This is a genomic window from Pseudomonas sp. 31 R 17 (genome assembly GCF_900004915.1).
In the GTDB taxonomy this organism is placed as follows: domain Bacteria; phylum Pseudomonadota; class Gammaproteobacteria; order Pseudomonadales; family Pseudomonadaceae; genus Aquipseudomonas; species Aquipseudomonas orientalis_A.
This window is the reverse complement of record NZ_CVTN01000016.1, coordinates 1-14,311: the sequence shown is the minus strand read 5'-3', so window position 1 is coordinate 14,311 and position 14,311 is coordinate 1. Positions and strand designations below refer to the sequence as shown.

Here is a 14,311-nt window from a genome sequence, read left to right as displayed (position 1 = left end):
CAAGCCCCCTCCCACAGTGTCCGCGTTTCAATGCCTGGATTCGCGGCGGCGGTTGAGACGCTTACTGCATTCAATGCACCTTCTGACTCCTCCCCTTCTCCGAGGGTGACTGCCTGATGCAGCCGCCCCTCGGCGTCCCCATTTTCCCCTCCCGTCAAAAAAAAGCTTTCCTGACGGACAGGAAAATTCTGACATTTGTTCCTACACTCAAAATCACAGTGCTATCCCGAGTACAAAGCACAAGGAACGTCAAAGTAATGTCATACAAAGGACCAATCAGGATGCATAAAATACCATCCTCGCCTTATGGTCAATTTATTGACTACGCCAGAATAGAAACTCTTTCAGCCACTTCCTCCGCCAAATTACATTCATTTGGATGTCTCCACGTGAATGAACGGTTGTGTTTTAACCAGATGTAGCTCGCGGGCGACTGGGTCCATCAGTCGCGCAAAGAACCTGGTATGCAATGAGGGATGTTGGTATGCGCGAGAAGTCATCTGTCGTCAGCTTGTTCCTGACCCGGGCCGGGTTCGTTGAGTTTTTTATTGTTTTTGTCAAATTGGTCCACGGACTGAGCGCCATTTTCCCACCACTGTTCCTGGCGTTTGTCCTCGACCCGATGGACCCCGAGATGCGCTCGCACTTCCTCGGGCTGTTGCTGTTTTTCGCGGTGTTGACGATCATTCTGTTCCAGGCCCTGGGGATCTATTCCGAAGAACTGTTCAGCAACCGCTTGCGCCTGCGCACGAAAATCGTGGCATGGTCGGCGGCGTTCTGCATCCTGCTGTTCATGTACCAGATCCTGCAATTCTTCCCACAGTTGACCCCACGCAACCTGGTGGCCTGGTATTTCGCCAGCCTCGCACTGTTCTGCCTGGAGCGCCTGCTGATGCTGCGCCTGTACCGCAGCCTGATGCGCAAGGGCAAATTCCTGCAGCGCACGGTGATTCTGGGCTTCACCGATACCGCCATACATGTCGCCGACCACCTGCAACGCAATGGCGATATCCGCTCCGGCCTGATCGGCTTTATCGACGACCGCACCGAACGCATTCCCAAGGAACTCAGCAACCTGCCTTTGCTGGGCAATACCCGCGACCTGGAAAAGCTGATCCGCGCCGAGCAAGTGAACCAAGTGATGATCTGCCTGCCGTGGGCCGCCGAGCAGCGTATTCACGGGTTGGTCAACCGCCTGCGGCAGATGTCGGTGAACGTCATGCTGGTGCCGGACATGGCCGCCCTGCGCTACGGCCACAGCCGCATTACCGATGTGGGCGGCATCCTGATGTTCAATACTTCGCAGTTACCGCTGCGCGGCTGGTCGCCCGTTATCAAGCGCTGCGAAGATTTGCTGCTGGCCAGCGTCGCCCTGGTGGTGCTGTCGCCGGTGATGCTGTTGACGGCGATCGCCATCAAGCTCGATTCCAAGGGTCCGATTCTTTTTCGCCAGAACCGCTACGGCTACAACGATAATGAAATCCGTGTGTTCAAGTTCCGCTCGATGTTCACCGACCAAAGCGACTTTACCGCCGAACGCCAGACCACCCGTCAGGACCCGCGCATCACCCGGGTCGGGCGCATCATCCGCAAAACCAGCATCGACGAGCTGCCGCAATTGTTCAACGTACTGCTGGGCAACATGTCCATGGTCGGCCCGCGCCCCCACGCCACCGCAACCAAGGCGGCAGGCGTTGCCTTTGAGGTGGCGGTCAGCGAATACAGCTCGCGGCACCGGGTCAAGCCGGGCATTACCGGCTGGGCGCAGATCAACGGCTACCGGGGCGAAACCGATACCCTGTTCAAAATCCAGAAACGCGTCGAGTACGACCTGGAGTACATCTCCAAATGGTCGGTGTGGTTTGACTTGTACATCGTTTTCATGACGGTCCCGGCCGTCCTTTCCACCAAGGAAGTCTATTGATGAATACACTCAACGGATTGATTCCCTGCATCATTTCCGGTGGTTCGGGCACCCGCTTGTGGCCGGTGTCCCGGCAGAACATGCCCAAGCCGTTCATGCGCATGCGCGACGGCCAGAGCCTGCTGCAGAAAACCTTCCAGCGCGCCGCCCGCCTGCCCGGTGTGGAAAGCGTGCTCACGGTGACCAACCGCGACCTGCTGTTTCGCACCCTGGACGACTACCGCAGCGTCAACAAGGCCCATCTGCCCCTGGACCTGCTGCTCGAACCGTTCGGGCGCAATACCGCTGCGGCCATCGCCGTGGCGGCGCTGCATGTGCAGGAACATTTCGGTGGCGAGGCGCAACTGCTGGTGATGCCCGCCGACCACCTGGTGCTTGATGAAAGCGCGTTCGCCGAGGCCGTGACCCAGGCCCGCGAACTGGCCGAGGCCGGCTATCTGGTGACCTTCGGCATCCAGCCCGACCACCCGGAAACCGGCTTCGGCTATATCGAAAAAGGCGAAGCACTGAGCCTGGGCAACCGGGTCAGGCGCTTTGTCGAAAAACCCGACCTGGCCACCGCACAAGCCTACCTCGACGGCGGCAAGCATCTGTGGAATGCCGGCATGTTCTGCTTCAAGGCCAGCACCCTGGTGGACGAACTGAACACCCACGCGCCCGACGTGCTGAGCGCCGCACGTGCCGCCCTCGAACACAGTCAGCACCTGCAAAACAAAACCTCGCGCCAGCGCGAACTGGACAGCGACGCCTTCGCCAGTGCACCGGACATCTCCATCGATGTGGCGCTGATGGAAAAGTCCCAGCAAGTGGCCGTGGTGCCGTGCGACATCGGCTGGAGCGATATCGGTTCCTGGGAAGCCCTGCGCCAGCTCACCCCCAGCGATGCCCAGGGCAACCAGGTCAATGGCGAAGCGATCCTGCATGACGTGCACAACTGCTACATCGATTCGCCCAAGCGCGTACTCGGTGCGGTCGGCGTGCGTGACCTGATCATCGTCGACACCCCCGACGCCCTGCTGATCGCCGATGCCAACCGCAGCCAGGACGTGCGCTACATCGTGGCCGAGCTCAAGCGCCAGAATCATCCGGCCTTCAGCCTGCACCGCACCGTCACCCGGCCGTGGGGCACCTACACGGTGCTGGAGGAAAGCAGCCGCTTCAAGATCAAGCGCATCGTGGTCAAGCCCCAGGCGTCGTTGTCGCTGCAAATGCACCACCACCGCAGCGAGCACTGGGTGGTGGTCAGCGGCGCGGCGCAGATCACCAATGGCGAGCGCGAGTTCCTGATCAACGCCAACGAATCCACCTATATACCGGCCGGGCACAAACACCGCCTGACCAACCCCGGCATCATCGACCTGGTGATGATCGAGGTGCAGAGCGGCGAGTACCTGGGCGAAGACGACATCGTGCGGTTCGATGACATCTACGGGCGTGCGCCTGCCGACGTGAAGAAATGACATGCGCACTTCGTTGATCATCCCGACCCGTAACGCCTCCAGCCACCTGGCGCGGCTGCTGCCTGCACTGAAGATGCAAACCCTGCAGCCGGACGAAATGCTGGTGGTCGACAGCGCCTCCAGCGATGACACCGTGGCGCGCTTTCGCGACTACGGTGCGCGGGTCGAGGTGATCGACGCGCGCACCTTCAATCATGGCGGCACGCGGCGCTGGGCCAGCGAGCAAGTGAGCGGTGACGCACTGATCGTGATGACCCAGGACGCCATCCCCGCCACCCCGGAAACCTTCGCCAACCTGCTCGCGGAATTGCAGCAGGACCCGCTCAACGGCGTGGCCTACGGGCGCCAGTTGCCGCATCCGGATGCCGGTGTGCTGGGCGCGCAGTCGCGTCACTTCAATTACCCGGCCCAAAGCCGCAGCAAGCGCCTGGCCGATGCGCCGGAACTGGGGATCAAGACCTGTTTCAGCTCCGATTCGTTTTCCGTCTACCGGCGCAGCGCCCTGCACGCCGTGGGCGGCTTCCCCGCCGATGTGATCGGCAGCGAAGACGCCTACGTCGCGGCACGTCTGCTGATCGAAGGTTACACCGTGCGCTACGCGGCCTCCGCGCAGGTGTACCACTCCCACGATTACCGACTCATGGACGAGTTTCACCGCTACTTCGACATTGGCGTGTTCTACGGTCGCGAACCGTGGATACGCCAGGCCTTTGGCGATGCCGGCGGTGAAGGTAAACGCTATGTACTGGCTGAACTCGCGGCATTGCGCGCAGCCGGTGCCTGGCACCGCGTACCCGAAGTGCTGGTGCGCAGCGCGTTCAAGTTGCTCGGCTATCGGCTGGGCCAGCAGGAACGCCGGCTACCCCTCGCCCTCAAGCGGCGCATCAGCATGTTCCCCGGTTATTGGAGGTGAGCATCATGACCTACAGGAAGTCCTATTTGATGAAACGAACCCTGCTCGTCCTGGCCATGATGGCCCTGGCCGCCTGCAATACGCCCGCGCGCATCGTTGCGCCCGACGACAAGACGGTCGAGGACGGCAAGCGCGCGCTCGACCAGCTTGCCCAACTGCCGCCGGCGGTGGAACGCATCCGCATCGGCGATCAGTTGCGTATCGTGCGCGATGCCGGGGAAATGCCGACGCTGTCGGCGTTCAACGTCAGTACGATCTACGAGCTGACGCTGTACACGGTGCAAAGCGACGGCAAGATCAACTACCCGTTCCTGGGCCCGATCCAGGTGGCCCGACGCACGCCGACGGAAGTGGCGAACGAACTGACCAACAAGCTCACGCCGGTGTATCGCGAGCCGCGGGTGACGGTGAACATCAACCAGGCGCCGGCCAATTCGATCATTGTCGGCGGCGCGGTGAACAACCCGACCTCGGTGTCGATCGCAGTGGCCAACACCCTGGAGCAAGCCATTATCGGCGCGGGCGGGGTGAACCCGGCGGGCAATGCGAGCATGGTCGCGCTGCTGCGCGAAGATACCCAGGGCGTCTATCGCGCCTACTTCCTGGACTTCAGCCAATACCTCAAGACCGGCCCCAACGGACGCAAACAAGTGCCCCTGCAACGCGGTGACGTGGTGTTCGTGCCCAAATCCAATGTGGGCGAGCGCATCCAGGGCGTGGATACCTACCTGAACCAACTGATCCCATTCACCAAGTCGATCGGGGTTGGCTACAACTACACCCGAACCAGCGGCGGCAGTAACTAAAGGAGCGACATCCCATGATCGAGATCCGTTCTTTTCGCGATCTTCTGCGCCTGTTCTTCATCTTCCGGCATGAGTTCAAGCTGGCGGCCATCGCGGCGCTGGTGATCATTCTGCTGGGGGCGTTCCTGCTGCCGGCCAAGTTCGAATCCACCGCGCGCCTGCTGGTCAAGCCGGGGCGTGATTCGACGCTGCCGATCGAGATCAGCAATCGCCAGGCGCTGGTGATGCCCAGCACCCAGCGCGACCCGATCGTCGATGAGGAACGCCTGCTCACCGGGCGCCCGATCGTACGGGCGGTGGCCGAGCATTACCTGGAAGTCATCGACAAATTGCCGCCGCCCGAAGGCGTCTGGCAACGCACCAAGTACTACGTCAAAAACGGCATCGGCGCAGTGTTCGATGGGGTGCGCGTGGTGTTGGAAACCGTGGGCGTGATTGAACGGACCACGCCGGTGGAGCGCCTCGCCGCGGGCCTGGAGAAGAACTTCGAAGTCAGCCACGCGGCCGGCTCCACGGTGATGGACATCAGCTTCAAGTGGAGCGACCCGCAAATCGCCCAGGCGGTGGTCAAGAGTTGGGTCGAGATCTACATCAACGAACGCACCCAGGCCCTGGGGCGCAAGAGCCTGTACGTCTTCTATGAAGGCCAGGTGTCCAACAGCGCCACCGAGATCAAGAGCTACAAGGAGCAGATCCTTGCCCAATTGAACCGCATCGGCGCGGCGAGCATCACCGATCGCCTGGAGGATTTGTCCGAGCGCATCAACGTGTTGCGCGGTGAAACCTTCAACACCACGCGCTTGATCGCTTCGTCCGACAGCGCCATTGCGAGCACGCGCACCCAGCTCAAGACCCAACCCAAGGAAGTGACCACGGTTCGCCAGATTGCGCTGAACCCGCAGCAACAGGATTTGCGTCGTCTGCTCAACCAGAAGCTGCTGGAAAAAGCCGACATGATGCGCACCTACACCGATAACGCGCCGCCGGTCAAAGCACTGGATGCGTCGATTCAGGCGATGCGGGTCCAGGTCGCGAGTGAAAGCAACACCGTGCAAAGTTCGGAAAACCGCGCACCGAACACCCTGGAAATCCACTTGCAGCGTGTGCTGCTCGACGAGTCCAGCAACAACCTGGCGCTGCGTACCCAGCTGGTGCAACAGCAGAAGCAACTGGTCAACCTCGAGGCGCAACGCAAGGAAGCGCTGGAGATTGAACCGGAACTGGCGCGCCTGTCCCGTGAACTGGGCGCCACCGAGCGCAACTACGCGCTGTACGTGGACAACCTGGAGAAATCGCGCATCGACCGTGAGTTGGATAACAGCCAGATCAGCAACATTGCGGTGATCGAGGAAGCCACCCTGAACCCGGGCCGCATCTTCCCCAAAACCCTGCTGATGCTGTTGCTGGCGATCCCGTTCGCCATCGTCGTCGGCCTGCTGGTGGTCTACCTGTGCTACCTGCTCGACCAGCGCATTCACGATGGCGGCCTGGTGGAACGCAAGTTCGGCCTGCCGCTGTGGACCACGTTGCCGGAGCTGGACACCAGCACCGCGCAAGGCACCAATGCGTTCAATGCGAGCATTTACCGGTTGTACGGCCTGCTGCAGCTGGACCGCGTGGCCGAACGCGGCCTGACCCTCGGGCTGACCTCGGCGCGCCACGGTGAAGGGGTGACCTTCGTGGTGGAGCAACTGCGTCAACTGCTCCTGGAAAACGGCATCACCGTGCGCATCGGCGGCGCTGATCCTGCGGCGCCAGGCGAAGTGGTGCTGCTGGACGCCTCGGCGCTGCTGGACAACCGCGATGCCTTCGTCAACCTGCTGCGCGCCGACCTGATCGCGCTGGTGGTCGAAGCCCGCAAGAGCACGGTGCCGGTGGTGGAGCACGCGCTGTCGATCCTCAATACGGCGTTCGGCAAAGTCGATGGCATCATCATCAACCGGCGCAAGTTCGAAGTGCCGGCCAAGGTGCTGCGCACCATCGGCAAATACCGGGGGGCGTTCTGATGCGCATCGCCCTGCTTGCACCCTTGCCGCCGGAAAAAAACGGGATCGCCGACTATGCGAACCATTTCAAGACGGCATTGGAGCAACTGGGCGTGACGGTGCTGACACCGTTGAGCGGCGTGGAAGGCTCGAGCGCGACGATCAGGCAGGCCGTTGCCGCGTTCGACTGGCGCAGCGTGGACCTGGTCCACGCCGAGCTGGGCGGCGGGCGCCTGGGAGAGTTCCTGGCCTTGCGCGAGTTGCGCAAGGCCTACCCGGACCTGCCGCTGACGGCCACCGTGCATGACCCCGAGCGCATCGTGTGGCGGCGCGAGCGCCTGCCCTTCCCGCTCAACCTGCTGGCGCGCCTGCCCAGCCCGTTGCCGCAGGCGGCAGTGGTGCTGGCAGACCCGCTGACCCTGCGTGAAGAACGCCAGGTCGCGCGGGGCCTGACGCGGCTGATCACCCTGACGCGCCTGGGCGCCGATTGCCTCAGCCAGCGCATGCAACTGCCGGCCGGTAAGGTGGCGGTTATCCATCACGCCAACCTGTCGATTCCAGCCGTGGCCCTGCCGCCGCTGGACACGCTGCACCTGCTGTATTTCGGTTTTATCTACCGTGGCAAAGGCATTGAAGACTTGTTGCAGGCCCTGGCCGCCGTCTTCAAGCAAGCCCCACAATTGCGTGACCGTGTGCGCCTGACCCTGGCCGGTGGCACTGCCGCCGAAATGGCGTTTGGCGCGGGCGGTGATTACCTGGAGCAGTTGAACCGCCAGATCGCCGACCTCGGCCTGGCAGGCGTCATCGATTGGCGGCTGAACCTGCCGGCTGGCGACATTGCCCAGACGATCCAGGCCCACCATGTGATGGTGCTGCCGTATCGCGAATCGAAAAAACTCGGCCTGCTCGGCCGCCAGCGCGGCACCAGTGGCGCGCTGTCCTGGGCCGCCGCGTGCGGGCGTGGAGCGATTACCTCCGATGCGCGGGCGTTTGCCGAGGAAGTCGCCAGCGGTAACGGCGCGATCTATCCCGAAGGCGATGTGGCCGCGCTGGGCGAGCAGTTGTTGCGCCTGGCCCGTACACCGACCCTGGCCCGGGACTGGGCCGAACGCGCCGGGGCCATCGGCCGCGAACGCTTGTGGCCGCTGACGGCGCAGCACTTCAAGCAACTCTTCGAACAGGCAACTGCGGGAGCCCCGTATGGCGCGTAAACGGACGTATTTCGCCACCCTTGCGCTGGTCGCCGTCCTCGGCGTGACCGCCTTTATCTGGGGGCGCCCGGCCGACGCCGAGAACCACGTGCTCAAAGGCAACAAGGTGGTGGTGTGGAAGGACTTCCTCGGTGTGAACGCGCAGTTCCTGTGGTTCAGCCCCGAGCGCTACCAATTGCAGATCGACCGCCTCAAGGACCTGGGCCTGGAATGGGTGCGCCTGGACCTGCATTGGGACCAGTTGGAGCCCGTCGCCGACCAATACCAGGTGGCGACCCTGGACCAGTTGGTGACCAAGCTTAAAGACAACCAGCTCAAGTCGGTGTTTTACCTGGTCGGCTCGGCGCCGTTTATCACCACCGCGCCGGCGGGTGCGCCGTATCAGGACCAGTATCCGCCGCGAGACCCGAATGTGTTTGCGCTGCGCATGGCGCTGTTGGCCCAGCGCTACCCCAGCGTCGACGCCTGGCAGGTGTGGAACGAGCCGAACCTGCTGGGCTTCTGGCGCCCGGCGGCGGACCCGGACGGTTATGCCAGGTTGCTGAGCACCACCGCCGCCGCATTGCGCGCCGTCGCCCCGAACAAACCGGTGGTGGCCGCCGGCATGGCGTTTTTCAGCGAAATGCCCAACGGCCAGACCATGCTTGACGCGCTCGATGCCCTCGGCGTGCCGAGCCTGAACACCGTCATGTCCTATCACCCGTATACGCAACTGCCCGAAGGCAACGACCCGGCCAACCTCGACTTCGTGGCCAAGACCAGCGCGCTCAACCAGAAGCTGAGAAACAGCGGCGTGAAAACCCTGTGGAGCACCGAGTGGGGCTGGTCGAACTACCTCGGGCCCAAGGAAGCCCAGGACATCATCAGCCAACAGAGCCAGGCCGATTATGTGATACGCCGCCTGGCGCTGATGAGCGCGCTGGATTTCGACAAGATTTTCCTGTTTACCCTGAGCGACCTGGATCAGCGCGCCAGTGCGCGCGACCGCGCCTACGGCTTGCTCGATATCGACGCCAAGCCCAAGCCGGTCTACACCGCGTTGAAAAATTTCCTCGACGTCAGTGGCCCGCAACTGACCCCCGGCGACCCGCCCACCGCCGACCAACTGCCCGACGGCCTGTTCAGCATCGGCTGGACCCGCGCCGATGGGCGCAAGTTGTGGTTTTTCTGGTCGGCCGGTGGCGGCAACGCGCACTTGCCGAACCTCGCCAGCGCCACGCTGTATGACCCGTTGCGCGGCACCCAGACACCGGTGAGCGGCACCGACGGGGTGACTGTCCCGGTCAAGTCGAACCTGCAAATTCTGTTATGGGATTGAAGCCCGCCATGCGCATTTTATGGATCCTGCCCTACTCGCCCTGGCCCGCCACCAGCGGCGGCAAGACGCGCCAGTTCCACTTGCTGCGCAGCCTGGCCGCACGTGGGCACCGAATCACCTTGCTGCTGCACGACAAGCAGCCGGTGTCGCTGACCGATCGCCAGGTGCTGGAGGCGTTTCTCGAGCAATTGATCATCCTGCCGCGCCGCCCGCTGCGCAGCGTGAAAACCCTGGCGGCCGGCCTGTTTGCGCCTTACCCGTTGCTGGCCAGCGTCAACGGCCTGTCGGGAGCGCTGCAGGACCGGTTCAACCAACTGCTCAACGAACACTGGGACGTGGTGCAAGTCGAGCACACTTACACCTTCCAGCCTTACGAAGACGCGCTGGTGCGTAAATCCCAACCCTTCGTGCTGACCGAACACAACGTCGAGTCGGCCCTTGGCGCGGCCACCTACGACCGCTTGCCACGTTGGGCGCTGCCATTTATTCGCTATGACCAATGGCGCTACACGCGCTGGGAGCGTCGCGTGATGCGCCAGGCCACCCAGGTGGTGGCGGTCACCGACAGCGATGCGCAGGTGCTGGAAAAAATCGCCGGCAAACCGGTGCCGGTGGTGGTCAATGGCGTGGACTGCGATCACTTCGCCGCTGCCCGTCCTGACCCGTCGACCCGCCGCGTGCTGTTCCTGGGCAACTATGAGTACGCGCCCAATGTGGATGCCATCGAATGGGCGCTGGATGAAATCCTGCCCAAAGTCTGGGAACACTGTCCTGACGCGCGCATGAGCGTGTGCGGCTTCGGCATGCCCGCCAGTTGGCGCGAACGCTGGCAGGACCCGCGCATCGAATGGCAAGGCTTTGTGCCAGACCTGTTGAGCCTGCAATCGACCTGTTCGGTGTTTCTCGCGCCGTTGCGCCATGGTGGTGGTTCCAAGCTCAAGGTGCTCGAAGCGCTGGCCGCCGGCCTGCCCCTGGCCAGCACCGAACAGGGGGTGTCGGGCCTGGACCTGGTGGACGGCCTGGATTACCTCGGCGGGCAAACCGCCGCCGGCCTGGCGGACGCCGTGGTGCGCCTGTTGCAGTCGCCCGAAATCGCCGCGCCCATGGGTGAAGCCGGTCGCGCCTATGTGCGGCGGGCCCACGACTGGAGCGTTGCCGCCAGCCAACTGGAGCAGGTGTACGCCACCCTGTTGCCGCTCAATCAAAAGGAGCCCGCATGCGTGTAGGCCTGGATTACCGCACCGTCGGCACCTCCCCGCAATCGGGCATCAGTCGCCAGGTGTATGCGCTGGAAAGCGCCCTGCGCAGCTTGCCGGACCTGGAACTGGAGCGCTTTACCGTGGCGCCCCTGGGCGATGAAACACGCTTGCAGGCGCACTGCCCGGCCTGGGGCTGCGCGAAAACGGCGATGCACCAGCCGCACAATCGCCTGCGCTTCGAAGCCGGTTTTTTACCCCGCGTCCTGCGCGAACAGCACATCGACCTGTACATCAGCACCTTCAATATGGGCCTGCCGTTGCCGCCCAGGCCCAAGGGATTGCGAACCGTGGTGCTGCTGCACGACCTGTTCCAGATCACCCTGGACAACTACCACGCCAATCGCCTGAAGGCATTGGTGTACAAGACCACCGATCGCCTGTCGATTGCCTATGCGGTACGCAGCGCCGACCGGGTGTGGACACCCTCCCAGTACAGCGCCGACGAAACCGCGCGGTTGTTTCCCCAAGCCGCGGGCAAGATTCGCGTGCTGCCCAATCAGGTGAACGGTTTCCACGAGCCGGCGGCGGACCTGTCGGCGCGCCCATTGCCCAAGGGCTTCTGGCTGCTGGTGGGCACCCGTGAATTGCGCAAGAACGTGCCGTTCCTGGTGGATGCCTGGCAACAGGCGCGGCGCCTGTCCGTCAACGTGCCGGAACTGGTGCTGGTGGGCAGCCTGGAGCATTTGCCCGAAGCCCAGCGCACGCTGGCGGGCATTCATGCGCTGAGTGGCGTCTCTGATGCCGAGTTGCACGGGCTGTACCGCCAGGCGTCACGTGTGTGGCAACCGTCCTACGCCGAGGGTTTCGGTTTGCCGGTGATTGAAGCGCTGAGCGTCGGCACCCCCGTGGCCGTGGCCAGCGGCACCTCGCTGGACGAAATCACCCCGCCGGCGGCACCGCGCTTTTCGCCCACCGACGGCCCTGCCCTGGTGCAGCTGATGCTGAGCCTGGGTGAGCGCGGCGATGAAGGCACACCCGAAGACCATCGCCAATGGGCCGCACGTTTCAATCAACACGCCTATCGTCAGCGCCTGGCCGAACTGATCGAGGAACTGAAATGAGACTCTCCCTGGCAAGCCTCGTCGCTATCCTCCTCGGCGTGCTGTTTGGCGTGGTCGCCCTGGCGCTGTCACCGGCCAAGGCGTTCCTCGCCGTGATTGGCCTGGCGGCGGCCGTGACGATCCTGCGCTTTCCCTTCTGGGGCTTGTTGCTGTTCGCGCTGGTCGCGACCTTCATGCCCTACTCCACGCTCAACCTGGGCATCCGCAGTACGGTGTGCGAAGCGATTCTTGCACTGACCTGGGGCGCGGTGCTGTGGCACAGTTTTCTGTCACGCCTGCCGGATGCGCCGCGCCTGGCCCGCCGCCCCACCGACCAGGCGCTGTTGTGGCTGATGCTGTTCAGTGTGTTCCCGTTCATTGTCGGCCAAGTCAGCATCCACGCCGAAAGCAGCGGCGTGGCAAACTGGCTGCGCTGGTTGCTGAATTTGTCGGGGGTGTTTCTCACGGCCAAGTTGCTGGTGGACTACAAGCGCCGCGAAAGCCTGGTGATCGCCCTGCTGCTGGGCACCCTGGCGATGCTGGTGATGTCGATCGCGGTGTTCGTGCGCACGCGCTCCGGGGCGGGGATTGCGCCGATCCTGGCGCTGCTCAATTACGGCAACTTCGACATGTTGAAATTCGGCCTGGAAGCCATGTCGTCGCGCATGGGTTCGCCGTGGATGCACCCGAATGCCATCGGCGGGATCATGGCACTGCTTCTGCCCCTGGCCTTCTGCTACGGCATGACCGAACAGGGTTGGAAACGCGCGCTGGGCCTGGGCGTGGCGTGCCTGGGGGCCGCGGCGCTGCTGCTGGCCAGCAGCCGGGGAGCGATGGTCAGCCTGGCGCTGGTGCTGATATGGCTGGCCGGCCGGCGCGTGCCTTACACCGGACGCCTGCTGATGATCGGCGCGGCGCTGACCGTGGCGCTGGTCATGGCGTATCCGCCGTTGCAGGAGCGCCTGGGGACGATTTTTTCGTCGAGCAACGCCAGTACCGAAGTGCGTTTCGACGAGTACCGCATGTTCCCGCAGGCCGTGGCGGCGTACCCGTTCGGCATCGGTTTCAAGGTCGACCCGCCGGTACCGGACACGCACTTGCTGGGCATCTCCAACCTGTGGCTGAACTTCATCTACAAGACCGGCGTGGTCGGCATGCTGTTGTTTATCGCGGTCACCGTGCGCTGGTGGCGGGAAGCGCGGCCGGAAAAAGGCCCGATCCGCCTGACCAAGGACAATGCGCTGTGGCTGGGCAGCACGGCCGGGATTCTGTCGGCGCTGGTCAGCGGTTTGTTTGACCACTACTTCAGCTTTGCCGTGGTGATGGTGGCGCTGTTCTGGCTGATGGTAGGGATTAACGTGCTGGAGGCGCGCCGCTTGTTCCCGGCGCGCCTGCCCCAGGTCAAGGCGGTGCTGTATCAAAAACCGATGCTTGATGGCGCGCGGCCCTGATGCTCGGCTCCGCCGTATGGCTGACCGTGGCGACCCTGTTGGGTCTGTGCCTGGGGTTTGCGCGTGAGTGGTTGCTGGTGGCGGCCTGGGGCGCGGGCGAGCGCAGTGATGCGTTCCTGATCGCCTTGTTCCTGCCCGAGGCGCTGCGCATGTCGCTGGCCGGTGGCGTATTGAGTGCCGCCGCGTTGCCGCTGTATCTGCAACGCAAAGACAGCGAACGCCTGGACTGGCTGGCGGTGCTGTTCCCGGCCTTGATGCTGATCGCCCTGCTCACCAGCCTATTGCTGATGCTGTTGGCGCCCTGGCTGGTGCAGGTGCTCGGCCCCGGGCTGGCCGCCGGCGCCACGGACCTGGCCGCGAGCAATCTGCAGATCGTGGCCTGGTGTGTACCGGGCCTGATGCTGCATGCACTGTTCAGCGTGCCGTTGCAGGCCAGCGAGCGGTTTGTGCTGGCGGGGTTGGGCTCGCTGCTGTTCAACCTGCCGCCGGTGACGTACCTCGCGTTGGCAGGCACCGCCAGCCAGCCCCACAGCCTCGCGCTGGCGTGCCTGGTCGGCAGCGCGTTGATGCCATTGGCGTTGCTGCCGTCGATCTGGCGCCAGGGCTGGCGACCCTGGCGCATGCAGCTGTCGCTCGCGCCCTTGCGCGAGCTGGGCCAACGCATCGGTCCTCTGTTGCTGAGCAACGGTGCCAGTCAGGGCCTGGCGTTGATCGAGCGTCTGGTGGCATCGCTGCTGGGGGAAGGCGCGGTGACCTGGGTCAACCTGGCACGCAAGCTGATGAACCTGCCGCTGATTGCGCTGATGAGCCTCAATCAAGTGCTGCTGGGCATGATGAGCCGGCGTCAGGGCGATGAACGCCTGGCCCTGCTCAAGCGTGGCCTGGAAACCGCCAGCGTGCTGACCTTGCCGGCCGGCGTCGGCCTGGTGGCGGCGGCGCCGAGC

The 14,311-nt window shown here is 63.6% G+C and carries 11 protein-coding genes; all 11 read left to right on the top strand.

Translation table 11 applies throughout. The features are described 5' to 3' along the window. The first annotated feature begins 484 nt into the window (after positions 1-484). On the top strand, positions 485-1,924 hold the full coding sequence (locus BFP89_RS00365; RefSeq protein ID WP_065883167.1) for an undecaprenyl-phosphate glucose phosphotransferase: 1,440 nt from the start codon (positions 485-487) through the stop codon (positions 1,922-1,924). Further along, complete coding sequence (locus tag BFP89_RS00360) at positions 1,924-3,384, top strand: mannose-1-phosphate guanylyltransferase/mannose-6-phosphate isomerase (RefSeq protein ID WP_065883166.1); 1,461 nt, start codon at positions 1,924-1,926, stop codon at positions 3,382-3,384. Before BFP89_RS00365 ends, BFP89_RS00360 begins: the two co-directional genes overlap by 1 nt. 1 nt (position 3,385) lies before the next feature. Beyond that, positions 3,386-4,297, top strand: coding sequence for a glycosyltransferase family 2 protein (locus BFP89_RS00355; RefSeq protein ID WP_065883164.1), 912 nt, complete (start codon positions 3,386-3,388; stop codon positions 4,295-4,297). A 29-nt stretch (positions 4,298-4,326) separates the two neighbouring features. Continuing rightward, on the top strand, positions 4,327-5,103 hold the full coding sequence (locus tag BFP89_RS00350; protein WP_065883162.1) for a polysaccharide biosynthesis/export family protein: 777 nt from the start codon (positions 4,327-4,329) through the stop codon (positions 5,101-5,103). Positions 5,104-5,117: 14 nt separating this feature from the next. Next, positions 5,118-7,109 (top strand): GumC family protein, encoded by a 1,992-nt coding sequence (locus tag BFP89_RS00345; RefSeq protein WP_065883160.1) that lies wholly within the window; start codon positions 5,118-5,120, stop codon positions 7,107-7,109. Continuing rightward, the gene (locus BFP89_RS00340) at positions 7,109-8,299 is read left to right on the top strand and encodes a glycosyltransferase (protein ID WP_065883158.1); all 1,191 of its coding nucleotides are present in this window, start codon (positions 7,109-7,111) and stop codon (positions 8,297-8,299) included. The genes BFP89_RS00345 and BFP89_RS00340 overlap by 1 nt, the downstream gene beginning before the upstream one ends. Beyond that, on the top strand, positions 8,289-9,617 hold the full coding sequence (locus tag BFP89_RS00335) for a cellulase family glycosylhydrolase (protein WP_065883157.1): 1,329 nt from the start codon (positions 8,289-8,291) through the stop codon (positions 9,615-9,617). Before BFP89_RS00340 ends, BFP89_RS00335 begins: the two co-directional genes overlap by 11 nt. A gap of 8 nt (positions 9,618-9,625) precedes the next feature. Further along, complete coding sequence (locus BFP89_RS00330) at positions 9,626-10,843, top strand: glycosyltransferase family 4 protein (protein WP_065883156.1); 1,218 nt, start codon at positions 9,626-9,628, stop codon at positions 10,841-10,843. After that, the gene (locus BFP89_RS00325) at positions 10,834-11,937 is read left to right on the top strand and encodes a glycosyltransferase family 4 protein (RefSeq protein ID WP_065883155.1); all 1,104 of its coding nucleotides are present in this window, start codon (positions 10,834-10,836) and stop codon (positions 11,935-11,937) included. Before BFP89_RS00330 ends, BFP89_RS00325 begins: the two co-directional genes overlap by 10 nt. Then, positions 11,934-13,367: an O-antigen ligase family protein gene (locus tag BFP89_RS00320; RefSeq protein WP_065883154.1), complete on the top strand. Its 1,434-nt coding sequence runs from the start codon at positions 11,934-11,936 to the stop codon at positions 13,365-13,367. The genes BFP89_RS00325 and BFP89_RS00320 overlap by 4 nt, the downstream gene beginning before the upstream one ends. Beyond that, positions 13,367-14,311, top strand: a 945-nt coding sequence (locus tag BFP89_RS00315; protein ID WP_065883152.1) for a lipid II flippase MurJ, incomplete at its 3' end; no start/stop codon positions are given. The genes BFP89_RS00320 and BFP89_RS00315, both read left to right, overlap by 1 nt.

Excerpts from the sequence above, each read along its gene's own strand:
- BFP89_RS00340 (WP_065883158.1), top strand. The coding sequence starts at position 7,109 with ATGCGCATCGCCCTGCTTGCACCCTTGCCGCCGGAAAAAAACGGGATC.
- BFP89_RS00360 (WP_065883166.1), top strand. The coding sequence starts at position 1,924 with ATGAATACACTCAACGGATTGATTCCCTGCATCATTTCCGGTGGTTCG.
- BFP89_RS00365 (WP_065883167.1), top strand. The coding sequence starts at position 485 with ATGCGCGAGAAGTCATCTGTCGTCAGCTTGTTCCTGACCCGGGCCGGG.
- BFP89_RS00335 (WP_065883157.1), top strand. The coding sequence starts at position 8,289 with ATGGCGCGTAAACGGACGTATTTCGCCACCCTTGCGCTGGTCGCCGTC.
- BFP89_RS00330 (WP_065883156.1), top strand. The coding sequence starts at position 9,626 with ATGCGCATTTTATGGATCCTGCCCTACTCGCCCTGGCCCGCCACCAGC.
- BFP89_RS00355 (WP_065883164.1), top strand. The coding sequence starts at position 3,386 with ATGCGCACTTCGTTGATCATCCCGACCCGTAACGCCTCCAGCCACCTG.
- BFP89_RS00350 (WP_065883162.1), top strand. The coding sequence starts at position 4,327 with ATGAAACGAACCCTGCTCGTCCTGGCCATGATGGCCCTGGCCGCCTGC.
- BFP89_RS00345 (WP_065883160.1), top strand. The coding sequence starts at position 5,118 with ATGATCGAGATCCGTTCTTTTCGCGATCTTCTGCGCCTGTTCTTCATC.
- BFP89_RS00325 (WP_065883155.1), top strand. The coding sequence starts at position 10,834 with ATGCGTGTAGGCCTGGATTACCGCACCGTCGGCACCTCCCCGCAATCG.
- BFP89_RS00320 (WP_065883154.1), top strand. The coding sequence starts at position 11,934 with ATGAGACTCTCCCTGGCAAGCCTCGTCGCTATCCTCCTCGGCGTGCTG.